General features: G+C 69.4%; 13 protein-coding genes, 4 pseudogenes and 1 CRISPR repeat array. Of the genes and pseudogenes, 8 read left to right on the top strand and 9 right to left on the bottom strand.

The window, feature by feature from the left end:
• Window positions 1-384 precede the first annotated feature (384 nt).
• Window positions 385-657: direct repeats of the CRISPR family, unit length 29 nt; unit sequence GTCGGCCCCGCACGCGCGGGGATGGCTCC.
• A 214-nt stretch (window positions 658-871) separates the two neighbouring features.
• Window positions 872-1,048, bottom strand: a pseudogene (locus tag ABZ449_RS27825) (phosphoribosyltransferase); the annotation flags it as partial.
• A gap of 127 nt (window positions 1,049-1,175) precedes the next feature.
• Entirely contained in the window at window positions 1,176-2,258 is a 1,083-nt protein-coding gene (locus ABZ449_RS27820) for a protein kinase family protein (protein WP_360351337.1), read from the bottom strand.
• A 235-nt stretch (window positions 2,259-2,493) separates the two neighbouring features.
• Between ABZ449_RS27820 and ABZ449_RS27815 the strand changes: the two genes are divergently transcribed.
• Window positions 2,494-2,649 carry a hypothetical protein gene (locus ABZ449_RS27815; RefSeq protein ID WP_360351333.1) on the top strand — a complete coding sequence of 52 codons (156 nt, stop codon included), beginning with the start codon at window positions 2,494-2,496 and terminating at the stop codon, window positions 2,647-2,649.
• Between the two features lie 78 nt (window positions 2,650-2,727).
• On the opposite strand, the gene ABZ449_RS27810 is transcribed toward ABZ449_RS27815, so the two are convergent.
• Window positions 2,728-3,138 (bottom strand): hypothetical protein, encoded by a 411-nt coding sequence (locus tag ABZ449_RS27810; protein ID WP_360351330.1) that lies wholly within the window; start codon window positions 3,136-3,138, stop codon window positions 2,728-2,730.
• Between the two features lie 46 nt (window positions 3,139-3,184).
• A pseudogene (locus ABZ449_RS27805) lies at window positions 3,185-4,006 on the bottom strand (IS5 family transposase); the annotation flags it as partial.
• Between the two features lie 396 nt (window positions 4,007-4,402).
• Between ABZ449_RS27805 and ABZ449_RS27800 the strand changes: the two are divergent.
• Together ABZ449_RS27800 and ABZ449_RS27795 are read left to right on the top strand one after the other, a co-directional pair.
• Window positions 4,403-4,639, top strand: coding sequence for a DUF397 domain-containing protein (locus ABZ449_RS27800; protein ID WP_360351328.1), 237 nt, complete (start codon window positions 4,403-4,405; stop codon window positions 4,637-4,639).
• A 58-nt stretch (window positions 4,640-4,697) separates the two neighbouring features.
• A complete protein-coding gene (locus ABZ449_RS27795) occupies window positions 4,698-5,723 on the top strand; it encodes a Scr1 family TA system antitoxin-like transcriptional regulator (RefSeq protein WP_360351345.1) in 1,026 nt (341 codons plus the stop codon).
• A gap of 64 nt (window positions 5,724-5,787) precedes the next feature.
• Here ABZ449_RS27795 and ABZ449_RS27790 read toward each other — a convergent pair whose 3' ends face one another.
• The 3 genes from ABZ449_RS27790 to ABZ449_RS27780 form a co-directional block, all read right to left on the bottom strand.
• On the bottom strand, window positions 5,788-6,594 hold the full coding sequence (locus ABZ449_RS27790) for an SAM-dependent methyltransferase (RefSeq protein ID WP_360351325.1): 807 nt from the start codon (window positions 6,592-6,594) through the stop codon (window positions 5,788-5,790).
• Window positions 6,595-6,781: 187 nt separating this feature from the next.
• Window positions 6,782-7,240 (bottom strand): hypothetical protein, encoded by a 459-nt coding sequence (locus ABZ449_RS27785; protein WP_360351322.1) that lies wholly within the window; start codon window positions 7,238-7,240, stop codon window positions 6,782-6,784.
• A gap of 157 nt (window positions 7,241-7,397) precedes the next feature.
• Window positions 7,398-7,544: a hypothetical protein gene (locus ABZ449_RS27780; RefSeq protein WP_360351319.1), complete on the bottom strand. Its 147-nt coding sequence runs from the start codon at window positions 7,542-7,544 to the stop codon at window positions 7,398-7,400.
• Between the two features lie 746 nt (window positions 7,545-8,290).
• Here ABZ449_RS27780 and ABZ449_RS27775 point away from each other — a divergent pair.
• The 3 genes from ABZ449_RS27775 to ABZ449_RS27765 all read left to right on the top strand — a co-directional run bounded on the left by ABZ449_RS27775 (window position 8,291) and on the right by ABZ449_RS27765 (window position 11,153).
• Window positions 8,291-9,919, top strand: coding sequence for a hypothetical protein (locus ABZ449_RS27775; protein WP_360351316.1), 1,629 nt, complete (start codon window positions 8,291-8,293; stop codon window positions 9,917-9,919).
• A 68-nt stretch (window positions 9,920-9,987) separates the two neighbouring features.
• Window positions 9,988-10,677 carry an HNH endonuclease family protein gene (locus ABZ449_RS27770; RefSeq protein WP_360351314.1) on the top strand — a complete coding sequence of 230 codons (690 nt, stop codon included), beginning with the start codon at window positions 9,988-9,990 and terminating at the stop codon, window positions 10,675-10,677.
• A 146-nt stretch (window positions 10,678-10,823) separates the two neighbouring features.
• Complete coding sequence (locus tag ABZ449_RS27765) at window positions 10,824-11,153, top strand: trypco2 family protein (RefSeq protein WP_360351312.1); 330 nt, start codon at window positions 10,824-10,826, stop codon at window positions 11,151-11,153.
• A 1,024-nt stretch (window positions 11,154-12,177) separates the two neighbouring features.
• Here ABZ449_RS27765 and ABZ449_RS27760 read toward each other — a convergent pair.
• The gene (locus ABZ449_RS27760; RefSeq protein WP_360351309.1) at window positions 12,178-13,446 is read right to left on the bottom strand and encodes a YncE family protein; all 1,269 of its coding nucleotides are present in this window, start codon (window positions 13,444-13,446) and stop codon (window positions 12,178-12,180) included.
• 409 nt (window positions 13,447-13,855) lie between these two features.
• Here ABZ449_RS27760 and ABZ449_RS27755 point away from each other — a divergent pair.
• A pseudogene (locus ABZ449_RS27755) lies at window positions 13,856-14,248 on the top strand (helix-turn-helix domain-containing protein); the annotation flags it as partial.
• A gap of 690 nt (window positions 14,249-14,938) precedes the next feature.
• On the opposite strand, the pseudogene ABZ449_RS27750 reads toward ABZ449_RS27755, so the two are convergent.
• Window positions 14,939-15,142: pseudogene (locus ABZ449_RS27750) on the bottom strand (helix-turn-helix domain-containing protein); the annotation flags it as partial.
• 199 nt (window positions 15,143-15,341) lie between these two features.
• On the opposite strand from ABZ449_RS27750, the gene ABZ449_RS27745 reads away from it, so the two are divergent.
• Complete coding sequence (locus ABZ449_RS27745; protein WP_360351306.1) at window positions 15,342-15,884, top strand: NUDIX hydrolase; 543 nt, start codon at window positions 15,342-15,344, stop codon at window positions 15,882-15,884.
• The last annotated feature ends 27 nt before the right edge of the window (window positions 15,885-15,911 follow it).

Here is a 15,911-nt window from a genome sequence, read left to right as displayed (position 1 = left end):
GTGGCAACGCTAGGCCAACCGGCAGCTCAGCGCGCAGAGGCTGGGCAGGCCGTCCTGCCGGACCGCGTCGGGCCGCTCCGGGAGCCGTTAGCTCTGGTATCCCTTCGACATGACGGCGAGGGAGCGGACATTCGGGATGAGGGCCGCCGGGCACGGGGCAGTGAACCAAGGAGAACGGCGCCCGCGGGTGTTACTCCCCTCACGGCAACGACAGGTCCGCTGCCGGGAGTTCGGCCTCACGCTCGCGAGCGTGGTTTCCTCGGTGTCAGACTGAAGACGCGGAGTTCCAGGTCAGCCCGAGCTTCGGCCCTACACAGGCTGGGCTACGGATTCGAGCTGAATAAATTGGCGTATCCTGAGGCGAATTACAGCAGGTCAGGAAGTGTCGGCCCCGCACGCGCGGGGATGGCTCCCACACCGCACCCCACACCAGACCCGCCGCCATGTCGGCCCCGCACGCGCGGGGATGGCTCCTCGATGGCCCGGCCGATCCCCTCCGGCGTCGAGTCGGCCCCGCACGCGCGGGGATGGCTCCGGAGACCGCCTCCCTCGGTAGCCAGCGGGACGGTCGGCCCCGCACGCGCGGGGATGGCTCCTCCGGTCCGGTGGACGACGATGCTGCGGGCGAGTCGGCCCCGCACGTGCGGGAATGGCTCCGGCCAGGCGCCCTCCACACCGGCAGTTGAAGCCGTCAGTGTGCGGTGCGGGGAGTGAAGCGGTGTCGGCCCTGGATCGGGTCGGAGCCAGTATCAGCAGGTCGGAGCCACGCCGCCCTGCCCTCATCCGGACTTCCGCAACAAGCTTCGGCTCCGGCCGCACCGCCTCCGGCGGGCTGGTCGCCCTGGCGGGTCGTGGCCGCGTCCACGCCGGATCAGGCGTCGAGCACCTGGCCGTCGCGCCTGACGACCGGTCCTTCCGCCGACCACGGGAACTCGATCCAGTCGTCGGTCCGCTTCCACACGTACTCGCACTTCACCAGGGAGTGCGACTTCTCGTAGATTTCGGCGGACCGGACCTCGGCGACATGGTCGAGGCAGAAGTCGTGCACGGCCTCGCCCAGACCGCCGACGTCTCACTCGACTTCCTCCACCGGTGCACCGAGCGACGTCGTGTCGGCCCCGGCACACCACCCATCCCGAGACGTCCTGACGGCGATCCGCTGCGGAAGCCTGGCCTCAGCGGGGCGCCGCGGACAAGGTGGTGCGCCAGGCCCGCTCGATCTCGGCGGTCGGAAATGGCGTCCGTTTTGTCTCGGTGAGCAGACGGCGGGCGAACCCGTCCATGAGCACGGCAGCTCGGGAATGTCGGTCGATGATCGCGGCGATCTCGCGTGGGACGCCATCGGGTCGCTGGCCGGCGATCCACTCGCCCAGGAACGCCTCATACTCCTTATCGCCGCACAGGCCATCGGGCAGGTGGTGGCGGAGCAGATGGCTCGCGGTGTAGGTGCGGTCATAGGCGAGGTGGGCGGAGAGGAACTCTGCCTCGGTCTCTGACAGTTCGAAGCCGGAGCTCAGAGCGAGACCGAAGTCCGCGAAGTACAGCAGCTTACCGTCGGTAAGGACATTGGCGAAGTGGGCGTCGAAGTGGACGAGTCCGTGCGAACTCATGAAGGCAGTCCCTCGCGCCAAGGCCTCCTCCACCCATGGGTACGGCGAGCCCTCCCCACCCTCCGGTGCGGCGGCCCGGTAGTCGTGCAGCCAGTCGCCGAGTGTCTGCGGGACGTGCTCCAAGAAGAGCACCAGGCTGGACGAAGACCGGCCGATAGCCTCCAGCCGCTCGCGCACGGCCGATGACCCTTCCCAATGCGCGACCGCCCCGCCGATGCCCCCGAACTCGTCGGCAAACCCTTCGGGAGGAGAGTCGGGCAGGATGCGCCAGTGGTACATCAGCGGAAAGCCCTCGTACTCGTTCCCGAGGACCCAGTTGGTGGTCATGACGTGCACGGCCAGCTCTCGCCAGGCTCCGAACCCCGCTGAGCCCACCCCGTACTGGTAGAACATCGGCAATCCGAAGAGGTTTGCCGTCGACCGCGCGTTCTCCGGCAGCAGCTCGCTGTCCGTCAGGGGGACCCGCTTGACGAACACCCGCGTGCCGTCGATGTCCAGCTCCGAGGACCTGCCGCCGACGCCGGACCCGAGCGGGACTGCGGCGGCCACAATCTCGCCGAGACGACGGTCACTCAGCAGGGACAGGCGCGTGGCCACGGTTCCATAGGTGGCAAGCCGTGCGGCAAACCACGGGTCCGGGTGGTGCATCGACGACTCCTCGGTGCCCAGAACCAGGGCTTCGGCGATCTCGCGGACGTGGTCGAGCCTATCCGCCAGGGCTGTCGAAGGAGCAGGTACTCAAAGTCGCTCGGCGCGACACCGCTGCCTCAGACCACGAAGCTCCCCGCCACAGACCTCCCCGCACCGATCTCTTACGGACACGAACGCAATCGGTCTACCTGCACGAACACCCACAGCTCACCCATTTGCCCCGGATACGCTGTTGACGACCCGCTACATCGACGCCGCCTCGCCCAGCTCCAGGCCGACGAACAGCCAGCTGTCCGGCGACAACCTGCGGCTGACACCACCCGACCTTCCTCAGCCCGCCCATCAGCAGGGCGGGCTCCCCAAGACCTCGCCCAGGGCACCCCCATAGGAGGAGGCCACTCCCTACTGAAGCCGCTGGAACCATGGGTGATGTCTCAGAGGGTGTTCTGTGAGTCTTCGCCTGAGTTCAGCTCGGGGCGGCCGGTGTCGGGTTGGTGAGGGTGAACAGGCCGGGCTCGGGTTCAGTGAGGATGCCTCGGCCGACCAGGCGTTTCAGCTTCGCGCGGGTGCCTTCGATATGCCGCGGTTCGGTGTCGAGGCCGATCGCCTGGCAGACGTCTTTGGCGCGGAGTCCGTCCTTGGCCTCCTCGATGGCGGCAAGGACCTCGCGGTAACCGGGTGGCAGCGGTTCCGGCGGCTGGATGCCGTCCTCGGCGGCCAGTTCCAGGATGGTCTCCCGGGTGATCTCCAGACGCTTCAAGGTGTCTTCGGCGGCGTTGAGTTGTTCGGTGAGCCGGGCGATCCGCTCACGCAGTTGTTCGGCTGTCTCGCGGACGAGCCGCTGCCGGGACTCGACTTTGTCCAGGAGTTCCCTCATCGATGCTCCTGCCGGTCACAGGTGGCGGATGCCAGGGTGGCGGATCACGCCAGGTCGGGGTGGCGGCGCGGGTGAGGCGCCGGAGCATCACATCGGTCATGGACCAGTGAATCGCTGCCACCGAGCTGGCCGGCTTCGCCTCGTAGTCCCGTGCGAGCCTGCGGTGGAGCATGAGAGTGCCCAGGGTCTGCTCGACCACCCACCGTCTGGGCTCGGGTGTGAACCCGCGTGCGCCGGGATCACGCCGGACGATCTCCACATCGATGCCAAGGGCGGCGCCGTGCTCGACGACGGCGTTCTTGAACCCGGCGTCCGCCCATGCCCTGGTCATGGTGGGCGCGGTCTGGGCGACCTTGTCCAGCAGTGCGATGCCGATCGCGTTGTCGTGGACGCTCGCCGCGACCACGACGGCGGCGATGACCAGGCCGAGTACGTCGGTGGCGATGCCCCGTTTGCGCCCCGGGCTCTTCTTGCCGGGATCCAGCCCGGTCGTCTCCTTCGGCGCGTTCGTCGAGGCCCGCACGGTCTGGGAGTCCAGGACGACCGCAGTGGGGTCCTCGTGCCGCCTGCGGCTTTCGCGGACCTGCCAGCGCAGCAGGTCGTGGATGGTCTCGGCGGTCCCGTCGTCGCGCCATGTGCCGAAGTAGTAGTACACCGCGCTCTTGGGTGGCAGGTCGTGGGGCAAGTAGCGCCACTGGCATCCGGTACGGACCTGGTAGAGGATCGCGTTCACGATCTCCCGCATCTCGTACCGGCCGGCATGGCCGCTGACCGAGGGATGCTTCGCCTTCCACGCAGTGAGGACCGGCCGGATCAGCTCCCAGGCTTCATCCGACAGGTCGCTCGGGTACGCGGGGCGCTCACCCACATCTGTCAGCACACCGCGCCGACGGCCCACCGTGAAGTACCAGAACCGGACAACCTGCCTTCAAGGACTACGAGAACCGCCCAAGACTCGCAGAACACCCTCTCAGGCGCGAGGCGCAGGCGTGCTACTGAGGCCGGTTCTGCCAAATCCCGGGCCGAGGTGGGCAGCCTTGGCCATTCTGCCCATCATATCAATCCCTGATCATATGTGCGTGAAATTGAGGCCACATTCACTCTTTTGATGGGTGGCGGTGTTCGATTTTTGCAGGGAATGATTCAACCCGCCCCATCCGCGCAATTTCCCGCGGGATTGCACGGGGCGCCCATCAGGAATTTCCCCCACTTGTATGACCGGTGGAGCGCCGGGAGATATTCGCACAATAGGAGGTGGCCAACCATGATCATCTACACCAACGGCATGCCAGCGGACCAGATCAACGCGGAGAGCCCGTGGACGAAGGCCCGCCGCAGCCAGGGCAACGGCAACTGCGTGGAGATGCGCAAGTTGGACGACGGGCGGGTGGCCGTCCGGAACAGCACCGACCCGACCGGTCCCGCGCTCGTCTTCACCCCCGCCGAGATCGACGCCCATCTCGACGGAGCCAGGAACGGAGAATTCGATCACCTGATTTAATGATCAAATTCAAGAATGAACGCCCGCACACTCGTCGGGCGTGACCGGGGGTGCCCCCATGTGGGAAACTTGCTCCGCTAAACATGCGAGCGTGTTTTCCCATGAGGGGGCTCCTATGGTCAACGGTGCGATAAACGACGATGGCAACGATGGCGTCGTAGTTCCGTTTCAGCGGCCTGGTCCGGGTGCGGATGCCGGGGGATCCTGGGCGATGCCTGCACTACTGCTGGGGGCTCGGCTGAGGACGCTTCGTGGGGTTCGGAAGCAGAAAGAGGTGGCCGAGACCTCCGGGTTCTCGAAGTCGCAGTACAGCCGGATCGAGGCCGGCGAGATCCGCCTGGACAAGCCCGAGGGCATCGCCCTCATCCTGAAGAAGCTGGGGGTTCGGCCCGGCCCCGATTTCGAGCAGCTGATGCAGCTGGCGCGGGACGCTTCGGTCAAGGGTTGGGTTGCGCCGTACTACGCGGCCAACCGAGACGCCGTGCCGACCGACCTCATGCGACTGATCGAGCTGGAGACGAGGGCCAGCGATCTGTTCTCCGTCGAGACCGGCGTCGTGCCCGGTCTGCTCCAGACCGACAGCTACAGGAGGGCCGTCACGGAGGCGACCGTCATGGCGAGCCAGCGCGGGATGGTCGGCCATATCGTCAAAGTCCGAGGCGAGCGTCACGAACGCTTCTTCGAGCGACCGCCGCGCTCGGTGTTCTTCATCAAGCAGAGCGCGCTCTACCAGGTGTTCGGGTCGCGCGAGCTTATGGTGAAGCAGATGGAACGGCTGCTCAAGTACGTTGAGACGCCGCAGATCGGCGTGCGCGTCATCCCCATGAAGCTGCCTCTTGCGTCTCAGGTCTCCTCTCTGACCCGACTGGTGTTCAACGGGCACCAGTTCGCGGTGCCGGAGCTGATCTACAACGAGTGGGGTGGCCACGGCTTCTACTACCGCGGCCCGCTGCCGGGTGAGGATCCCGAGCCGGGTTTCGTGGATCTCCGGGAGATCATCGACAGCACGATGCTGACCGCCCCCGGCCGCGAGGGCAGCCGTGCGCTGATCATCGATGCCCTGGAGCACCACCGGGACAGCTGATCGGAGTTCCTTGCCCGGTGGTACTGGCCTGCTGGAGGTGCCTTAGCCGACACGCCGGTACCGCTCAATCAACCGTGGCGAGTCCGCCGTACTCAGTCCATTCATCCGTGCGCTGCCGTGGGAACACCTCGGTGTCGGGGTTCCAGTTGGTGACATCGAGCAGTCCGGTCTTGTCGACAGCCAGCCGGTCGACGGCGAAGAACTGGTGTACGTCAGCCTCCGTCCGGACCTTGCCCCAGCGCCCGTCCGTCTGCCTCTCCATCAGCCGCGTCACGGTCTCGCGGACGTGTTGGTGTGGGCTGACTAACTGGCAGATCACCACAACACTGCCTCGGGCCAGGGACTGGACCGTGCGCTCGATCATCGCGCGCGGATCCTTCTCGTCGGGGATGCAGTGCAGTACTGAGACGAACAACGCGGCCACTGGCTTGGAAAAGTCGATCAGCGTTGACGCGCCGGCGCGGATGGCCGCGGTGTCGACCATGTCCGCGTCGACGATGGCGACGTTCGGGTTCTCGTCCAAGAGGGCCCGCCCGTAGCTGAGGACCATCGGGTCGTTGTCGACGTAGACCACTTTGCAGTCGGGGTGAACGGCCTGGGCCACCTGGTGGACGTTGTTCTGGGTGGGAAGTCCAGAGCCGTGGTCGATGAACTGCCGGATCTTGTAACGCTGCGCGATGTGCCGTACCACTCTGACAAGGAAGGCCCGGTTGTTCAGGGCGAGTTCCCTGGTGCTGGGGGCGGTTCGCAGAAGTTCTTCGCAGGCGATGCGGTCGGCGTCGTAGTTGTTCCGTCCTCCCAGTAGCCAGTCGTACATTCGAGCCGCACTTGGCGTGTTCACATCAATGCGTGGCAAATAGGACTCGCTCATGTGTTCCCCCTGGCGATGGCCGAAATTGGCCTTCGGCATGCAAATGTGACGGCACGTCATACTAGGCCGACGGGCTGCTGGGGTGGAACTACACGCGTGGGTGACTGTGGCGAGACATGGCGAATCGCGTGGCGAACAATCCCCGGCTCTGCGCCGGAGTGCCACGGGGCGTGCTGGGTTGTGTGGACTACCGGGTGCACCTTCCAGGGTCGGTGTTGTTTCGGTTGCCGAGGTCGGCGAGCATCCGGCGGGCAACCATCAGGTCTACGTGAAGCTCCGGCTCGTGGAGGCCCATCAGTTCGGCTGCGGCCTTGGCCGGCATGCCGAGCCGCTCGTGGAGCAGGGCGGCGTCCGCGGCGCGGTCGGGCAGCACTCGGTGCAGTTCGTCCGCAGGGGCGAGGCCGGCTTCGGACCGGGCCTGTGTGACGCTGTCGCGCAGTACCCGCCAGGTGAAGGAGCTCGGATCCCCGCTCAGGGCGGAGCTCCAGCTCAGCTCTGCGTGCCGCAGTACCCGGGACACCACCAGGCGGCTGAGGGCGCGGTCACCCAGGCGGGCGCGGGCGTACTGCTCGTAGACGCGGTGGTGAAGTTGGACGAATGCTGCGAAGCCGATTCCGGCCGCCGCAGCCCTGTGCCTGCTGAACACCGCGGCTCCTTCGGCGTCAACTCAGGTCGTCAGAACGAGTGATTGCGCACAGTTGCGCCACAGAGGGTGTCAACTTCGAAGTCCTCGCGGGCTCCGAAGCGGCCACACGTCGGAAGAATGAGCCCGGGCGCCGTGCGCCCGGGCGAGACGGCCCAGGTCAGCGAAGGTCCACCGAAGACCGGCTGACGGCCACGTCCTGGGCCAGCCGCAGCAGCGCCAGGACCAACACGACCCGCTCCCACTCGATCGGGCGGCGGTCGATCATCACCCACACCAGCACGATCAACAGGAACAACGCGCCCAAGCGCGAAGAGCCCGTGGACGCACGAAGGCTGTGCGATCCCACACTCGGCACATCAGCCCTGCTAGCGTGGAAAACCATCGAGGGAGGAAACACTCGATCCCTAGCGGGTCGGTCATACATAGGTTGCTGCCTTCTCTGATCGGCCCAACGCCCCGGCCAGTGTTCGCTGCACCGGCCGGGGCAACCCACTGTGGGTTGCGGCTTCGATACACAACGCTAGCGCCCCGACGGGCGGCATATGCAGCCAAAGCCCCTGCGCAATCCCCCGGCTGGTGCCCCATCGCGAATCGGTCGTCAGTGGTCTGCGGGGTGAGCCGATGTGGTGGCCAAGCGGTCGAGTTCGACCACTGATCGCTCAGTAATGCGCGCCGCTACTGAGATGGGGGACAGCCATCGTCCGGGTGTGTTCGAGGACTTCACGGACGTGACGGTCGCGGCGGTGCGACCGGGTTGCAGAGAGCACGGGCGCGGAGTTGGTCGCCGACACCACCGGGCTGGACATGGGTGTTGATGGCGCGATGGACCGCGCGCAGGGACTGAAGTGACTGACCTTCGCCCCATCCCTCCTTCCGAGGCGAAGACGCACCCACGCCCACCTCTCCCGTTACCCCGACGCCCTCGTCAGCGGGGCGTCCGACGCCCCGCGCTCTGTCCAGGCTCTGATCACCACGCTCGCCGAGGCTGGCGTTCCCGGCGTCCGGGCGCCGGCCTGCCTGCGCTGTGGGCGCGTCCGCCGGCTGCGGCAGGTGGTTCCCGGCGGCCGGGTCTGCCTCGGCTGCGAGGGCACCCTCGCCCAGCGCAGCAACGTCGGCCCGTGCACGGTCTGCGGCGAGACCCGCCCCCGGCCCTCCCGCCGGACCTGCGCGCACTGTCGCCGCCTCCAGGTCGCCGCCTTCCGGTCCTGCTCGGCCTGCGGCAAGTCAGCCCCGATGGACCCGTGCGGCACCTGCCGCCCGAGGCCGCCGGCGTCGTGCGCGCTGTGCGCCACCAACGCGCTGGTGGGCGCCCGCTGGCCGCTCGGGCCGGTCTGCAAGCCCTGCTACCGCGACGCCCGCACCCACCCCGGCACGTGCCCGGTCTGCGAGAAGCCGCGCGTGCTGATCGCCCGCCAGGACGGAGCGCGGGTCTGCGGCCCCTGCGCCGGCCACCCCGACCTGTACGCCTGCCCCCGCTGCACCCTCCACGACCACCTCGCCGACCTCTTCGACGGCCGGCCCGCGGGCCCCGAAGACCAGTACAGGCGGATGCGCGCCGCCCTGGCCGGGTGCGACCGGCCCATCACGGCACTGAACTGGCTGCGCAACTCCCGCTCCGCCGAGCTCCTGGCCGACGCCGTCGCCGCCGGACGGGCGCTGACCCACGAGGACCTGGACACCATGGCGGCCGCGGAGAACCGCGACGGTGCCCGCGTCGTCGACTACCTGCGCGGCGTCCTGCTCGCCCACCAGGCCCTGCCAGAACACGACGAACTCCCCGCCCGCGTCGAACGCCACCTGGCCCGCGTCCTCGCCCGCCACCCCGAGCACACCCTGGTGCTGCGGACCTACGTCCGCTGGTCGCTCCTGCCCCGCGCCCGCCGCCGCAGCGGTCGCGCGCACGCCTTCACCAACCGCCTGCGCTGGGCCCAGACGAGGATCAACACCGCCGCCGACTTCCTGACCGCCATGCAGCACGCCGGGCTGGAGCTGGCAGAGGTCACCCAGCACGAGGTCGACCAGTGGCTGACCAGCGGCCGCAGCACCCGCTACGAGGTCCGCGACTTCCTCCTCTGGGCCGGCCACCGCGGCCACAGCGGCGACCTCGCAGTCCCCGTCCGGCCCCGGCCCGACCCGGTCGCAATGGACGACGACTCCCATTGGGAGATCCTCCACCAGTGCCTCACCGACACGGAACTGCCCTCCGATGTCCGCGCCGCCGGCGCCGTCCTCTACCTCTTCGGCCAGGAGGTCACCCGGATCGCGGCCTTGCCCACCAACGCCGTCGAGGTGCGCAACGACGAGACCGTCCTCGTGCTGGACCGCGTGCCCATCCGTCTGCCGGATCCCCTGGCCCGGCTCCTGACCGACTTCGCCAGCCGGCCGCGGCCCCCGGGCTGGGCGGCGAACCACCCGAGCCGCTGGCTCTTCCCCTCCTCCGAGCCGGGCCGACACATCACCGGCGGCGCGCTGGTGCGTCGCCTGACCGCCCACGGCATCCCGAGCCGCCCTGCCCGGGCCGCCGCCCTCGTCCAGCTCGCCCAGGACATGCCCCCGGCCGTCCTCGCCCCGATGCTCGGCCTCCACCTGAACACCGTCACCCGGTGGCGAGCCCGAGCCGCGACCGACTGGACCGCCTACCTCCAGGCCCGGGCCGCGGACCGGCCCGCGTCAACGTGAGCGGCGCCGCGCCGACCGCCGGGTGACGGTACGACGGCTGTGCCGTCCGGGCCGGTAGCCCTGGCCACATGACCACTTCCGCCTGGTGGCGCCGCGGCGCCACCACTGCCGCCGCGCTCGCCCTCGCATTGATCCCCACCGCCGCCCCGGCCACCGCCGCAGCGCCACCGCCTATTCCCGCGGCCACCGTTGTCGTCCAGCATCGGCAGCTTCCCGAACCACCGCCGGCCGAGGAGGCCCGCACGGAGCTCGGCGAGCTCGTCGTGGAGGCCCCGCACTCCATGGAGGGATACTCGCGGGACCGCTTCCCGCACTGGATCAAGCAGTACGGCACCTGCGACACCCGCGAGGTCGTCCTCGCCCGCGACGGCCAGAACATCGTCCAGGACAGCGAGTGCCGCGCCGTCTCCGGTACCTGGACAAGTCCCTACGACGACAAGACCTTCACCGACGCCAAAGCCCTTGACATCGACCACCTGATCCCGCTCGCCTCTTCTTGGAGGTCGGGCGCCGATACCTGGACCACCGACAAGCGCCGGGCCTTCGCCAACGACCTGACGCACTCCCAGCTGGTCGCGGTGTCTGCGGCCTCGAACCGCGCGAAGGCCGACAAGTCGCCCGACCAGTGGCGGCCGCCGCTCCGGTCGTACTGGTGCACGTACAGCCGTGCCTGGACCGACATCAAGCACGTCTACGGCCTCAGCGTCACCGAGCCCGAGAAGGCCGCGCTGGCCGAGATGCTGGACACCTGCGCGTAACTGCCCGCCCCGGCCGGCCCGCTTCTCGTCCTGATGGGCGGGCCAGGCCGGTCGAAGTCGGCTTTCACCTGCGAAGGTCCCCTCGCGGGCCCTACGGTGTCCGCATCGGCATGACCGTGGGTCAGGTGTTCAAGGGGTGGGTGCGAATGGATGTTCCGCTGGCGAACGCGGTCGCGGCGGTGCGCGACGAGTTGCTCGAAGCCGCCGCGAGGGTGGGTGACGACCCCGGGGTGGTGTTCGCGGTCGGGCCGGTGGAGATGGAGTTCGAGGTCGAGCTGAGCGCGGACGCGAAGGCCAAGGCCGGCTTCAAGCTGTTCGCGGTCGGTGCGGAGACCGAGGCCGGCGTCTCCCGCGGGCGCACCCACCGGGTCTCCTTCACCCTCACCCCCAAGCGACCCGACGGCGGCGACCTCCTCGTCCACTCCGCGCAGGACCGTCCGGTCGGGCCCGGGGACACCTCGGGCCGCATCGAGTAAGGCCCCGGCCCGCTTCCGGACCCGGACAGCACCGGGGACCGGACGTACGGACCGGGTGGCAGGTGGAAGAACGAGCGGGGCGGTTGGGAGCCAGGGGTGGAGCAGGGGCGTCTTGCGGCGGTGACCGGGGCGGGCGGGCCGGGATCGGGGTACGCGGTCGGCGGCCGCCTTGTCCTCACCTCCGCGCACGTCACCGGCCCCGCCGGCACACGGGTGAGCGTGTTCCACCCCGGCGGCACGGGCAGCGCGAGCGGGACAGTGGTGTGGGCCGGCAGACCGAAGGAGCGGGACGACGCCGCGCTCGTCCTCGTCGACGACTCCCCGCACTGGTGCCCTCCCGCGGCGCCGGTGCGATGGGGTCGCCTGGTCACGACCCGCCCCAGCACAGCGTGCGAGACCTGGGGAGCGCCGGACGAAGCCCAGCGCCCCCGCCTCGCGGTGGAGGCCGAGCAACTGGCGGGCCGGATCAACCCCGGCACCGGCTTCGTCAACAACCAGTACGTCATGGACCTCGACCAGCACCCCCCGCACTGGCTGGCCGAAGACACCTCGCCGTGGGGCGGCCTGTCCGGCGCGGCCGTGCACTGCGACGGCATCGTGACCGGCGTCGTCGCGGCCGACCGCGCGCACTCCGCCCACGGGCGCCTCAACGTCGTCCCCGCCTACGTCCTCCTCCACGACCCTGCCTTCCGCACCGAGCTCACCCAGCACGGCGGAGGCCTCATCGAAGGTCTGGAGGCGGTGGAGTTCCAGTACCTCACCGACCCCGCCCACGAGCCGCCCGGGCTCCGGCCCCCGGTCACACCCGCGGCCCTGCTGGAAGCCGGCAGGCAGGTCGACGTTCCCCCGGTACCGCGAGCTGTTTCGCACCAGGGTCCGCGACAACGACCCGGCCCTCGCCGACCGGGAGCCGGCCGACCGCACGGTGCACTGGTGGCGCCGTACCTGGCCCGGTCACACCCGCCCCGGGACGAACGCGCCGCCACGCCGAAGAGGACCGACGCTCCGCTATGGGCTCGACGCGCTACGGCGTCGTCGGCCCGACCCAGCCGGTGGGGACGTGGCCGAGGCGGACACGCTGGGGGTGGTGGCCGACGGCGATCGAGGCGGCCTTGCGGCCGGTCGCGAAGTCGATGGCGGTGACTTGGTCCGCGCCGCTCTCCGAGATCAGGCAGGACTTGCCATCCCCGCTCACCGTCGCCCAGTACGGTTTGGACGCGGGTACCAGCGGCCCCTCCTGGAGGGTGGCGCGGTCGACCACCGTCGCGTAGTCGTCCACGGTGCCCGCGATGCAGATCCGGTCGCCCGACGGGCTCATCGACAGGCCGTGGTGGCGGGAGTCGTTGGGCCAGGTGGTGCGGTCGGTACTGGCGGCCGGGTCGAGCGGGAGGGTCTTCACCCGGGTGATCCGGTCGGCGGCCACGTCGTACTCCAGGAAGCCGTTGAAAAAGGACACCTGGAAGTAGAGCCGGGTGCCGTCCGGGGAGAAGACGGCGGGCCGGACGGCGTTGGAGAGGCCGCCGAGGCCGACGTCGTCGAGGCGCTTGCGTATGTCGATCTTGCGGATCGGGGTGAGGGTGACTGCGTCGACGACGGTGATGTGCCGGTCGCCCTTCGTCCAGTCCAGCCAGGGCGCGTCCAGGGCGGTTTCGACGTTGCCGATGGACATGTTCCACAGCTTCCGGCCGCCGTCGGTGAAGATGTTCTCGTGCGGCTTGTCCCCGGTGCGAAACGAGCCGAGTTCGGCGCCGGTGCGGACGTCCAGGACGTGCACGGTGTTGGCGGTGGAGGCGGAGACCGCCACCCGGGTGCCGTCGGGCGAGAGCGCCATGTGGTCGGCGCGGTAACCCGCGACGGGGAAGCGCCAGTTGACCCGCCCGGTGGCGAGGTCGAGGGAGACCACGTCGGCGAAGCTGGGCCGGGAGACGACCATGGCGGTGCCGTCCGGAATGCTGTACATGTCGTCGACGAACTGGTCGTGGCCCTCGCCGGGGCCGAGCCTGATGCCGAGGAAGTAGCCGAGCTTGACGGGGTTGAGGTAGATCTCGGCGAGCCGCTGATCCTTGTCGGGGATGACGTTGATCCGTCCGACCTTGCTGAGGGCGCCGGAGGATTCGATCACGTCGGCGGTGCCGTCCCAGTTGTTGCCGACGAACATCACCTCCCGTAGCGCCGGGGCGGTTCCGGGGGCGGCGCTGCTGGCGGCGGCGGCCGGGGCGAGCAGGCCGAGCGCGACCGCGAGGGTGCAGAGGGATCGGACGCCGAGTCGGCGCCGGGGGCCTGTCCTGGACATCGTCGCTCCTTCGTGGGGGTGGCACGACGGGTTGTGAGACGGTCTGTCAGCTTGCGCCATTCGACGGTAGAGAGGGGTTGGTCCGCTGGCAAGACGTCGGCGGCGGACGCGTTCGCGGCAAGGCTGTCCCGCCCGTCGCCTTCCTCGCTTGTCGTCGGCTGTCCGCCGTCGTGCCGCCGTCCGGTCGCGCCCCGGCCGGTGCTGTGCCGTTGCGCCCGGCCGGACCCTGACGGGTCGCCGTCGCGACTCGGCCGACCCGGCCGCCTCCGGTTGTTGTGCCGCCTCGGTCCGGGCGGTGCTGTGCTGCCAGCGGCCGCCTGCCGCCCTGCTGCCTTGTGTCGCCGCTTCGTGAAACTGACCCCCAGTCGCTCTCCGAAAGTTGACCCCTCCTGACCCTTGGAGGGTGAGGGTGCTGAAAGTGGAGGACTGGGCAGAGATACGCCGTCTGCATCGAGCGGAGGGCGTGCCCATCAAGGAGATCGCTCGGCGGCTGGGGGTGGCCCGGAACACGGTGCGGGCCGTGTTGAACTCGGACCGGCCGCCGAAGTACGAACGTGCGCCACGCGGGTCGGTGGCGGACGCCTATGAGACGCAGATCAGGTTCCTGCTGAACGAGTGGCCCAGGATGCCGGCCCCGGTGATCGCCGAACGGATCGGCTGGCCTCACTCGATGTCACCGCTGAAGAAGAAGCTGGCCCAGATCCGGCCCGAATACGTGGGCATCGACCCGGTTGACCGGGTGACCTACGAACCGGGCGAGATCACCCAGTGCGACCTGTGGTTCCCGGAACCGAAAGTGCCGGACCAGCCGCCCCCGTACAACGACCGGCGGACCCGGTCCGGAGGCCAGGTCGGTGACCCGGTCGTAGGCGTGCTCGGCCGCCGCCAGTTGGCGGGCCACCTGGCGTCCGTCGCCGCCAAGGGCGTGGACCTGTGCCCGGACGGCGCAGAGCATTGCCCGCCCTGCTGCGGGCAGACGCCCGCTCACCTCACGGACAAGGTCCAGGGCCTGTTCGGGGCGGCGCAGGTGGATCTCCTGGCGGGCGGCGTTGGTGGCCAGGTGGCACAGCAGCCCGGTGTCGCCGTGCTCGCGGCCGGCGATCAGCCCGACCTGGAACAGCGAGCGGGCCTCGACGAACAAGCCGGCGTCGAACGACGCCCAGGCGGCCAGGTTCGCCAGGCGCACGATCGCGCCGAGCAGGGCGCTGCGTACGGCTGGGCCGGCCGACGCCTTGGTGAGGTTGACGGCGGCGTGCAGTTCGCGCAGCGCGATGTCGTGCACTGCGCGGCCGCCCGAGGTCCGGTCCCAGTGCTCCAGGAGGCCGGTGCGCTCGGTGATGGCGCGGATGTCGCCCATGCGCAGGCGCGTGAGGGGCGGGAGGGGCGGCAGCAGGGCGGTGAGGGCGGCGGCCAGGACGTCTCTGCGGTTCGAGGTGCTCACCTCCTGGTGGTGGAGCTGCTTGGCGCTCAGGCCGAGCTCGGCCGCCGTTCCCGCGCCCAGCACGGCGCAGAGGGCCTGCCGGTAGTGCTCGTGCGGCCAGGTGATCAGGCCACGTTCTATGCGGGACACGTAGCCGGCGTCAAACGGCGATTCCCGTCCGGTGTCCGCTTCGACCAGCGCGCGGACCTGCTCGGCGACCTGGCGCTGCGTCAGGCGCCGGGCCAGCCGTGCGGCCCTGAACAGCGTGTTCGTCACCAACACCCCACCTCCAACTTCTGGACCGGGCAGCGAGCTCAGCGTGCTGAGGCTGCCGCGGACTGCCTACTGAAATGCTCTGCTGTTGTCACCCGATCCGGTGGTCTCCTGGAGGTGTCCCACCCGCCGCCAGGCCCCGGCCGGAAAGCGGTGGTTGAACGGCTCCGCCGTACCGATCAGGGGCCGTACAGTCCTGGCCATGACGACCGACATCACCGCGTCGTGGCGCGAGATCGACCGCTCCACCGCGTTCAGTAGGTTCGGCCGGTCCGTGGACCGCGTCGAGTTCGAGATGCCCGACGGGCGGAAGGAGGAGTTCTACGTGAAGAGCGAGCGCTCGGCCGGTGCCGTGTTCGCTCTCACTGCCGACCGGCAGGTCATTCTGGCCCGCCAGTACCGTCCGGGCCCCGACCGCGTGCTGCACGAACTGCCGGGTGGCTACATCGAACCCGGGGAGTCCGCAGCGGACGCGATCGCCCGCGAGCTGCTGGAGGAGACCGGCTACCAGGGCAAGGTGCGCGAGGTCGGGCCCTACTGGCACGACGCCTACTCCAACGTCCGCCGCTACGCCTTCATCGCCACCGACTGCGTCAAGATCGCCGAGCCGCGGCCGGAGCGTACCGAGTTCATCGACGTCGTCACCCTCGACCTGGCGGAGTTCCGCACCCGTGTGCTCCGCACAGGCGAGATGACCGACACCGCCGCCGCCTACCTCGCCCTGGACGCGCTGAGCCTCCTGTAGTCCCCCGAGGCGGGCGGGCCGGCACTC

The sequence above is a fragment of the Kitasatospora sp. NPDC005856 genome (assembly GCF_040629945.1).
GTDB lineage: Bacteria > Actinomycetota > Actinomycetes > Streptomycetales > Streptomycetaceae > Kitasatospora.
This window is presented reverse-complemented; position numbering and strand designations above follow the sequence as displayed.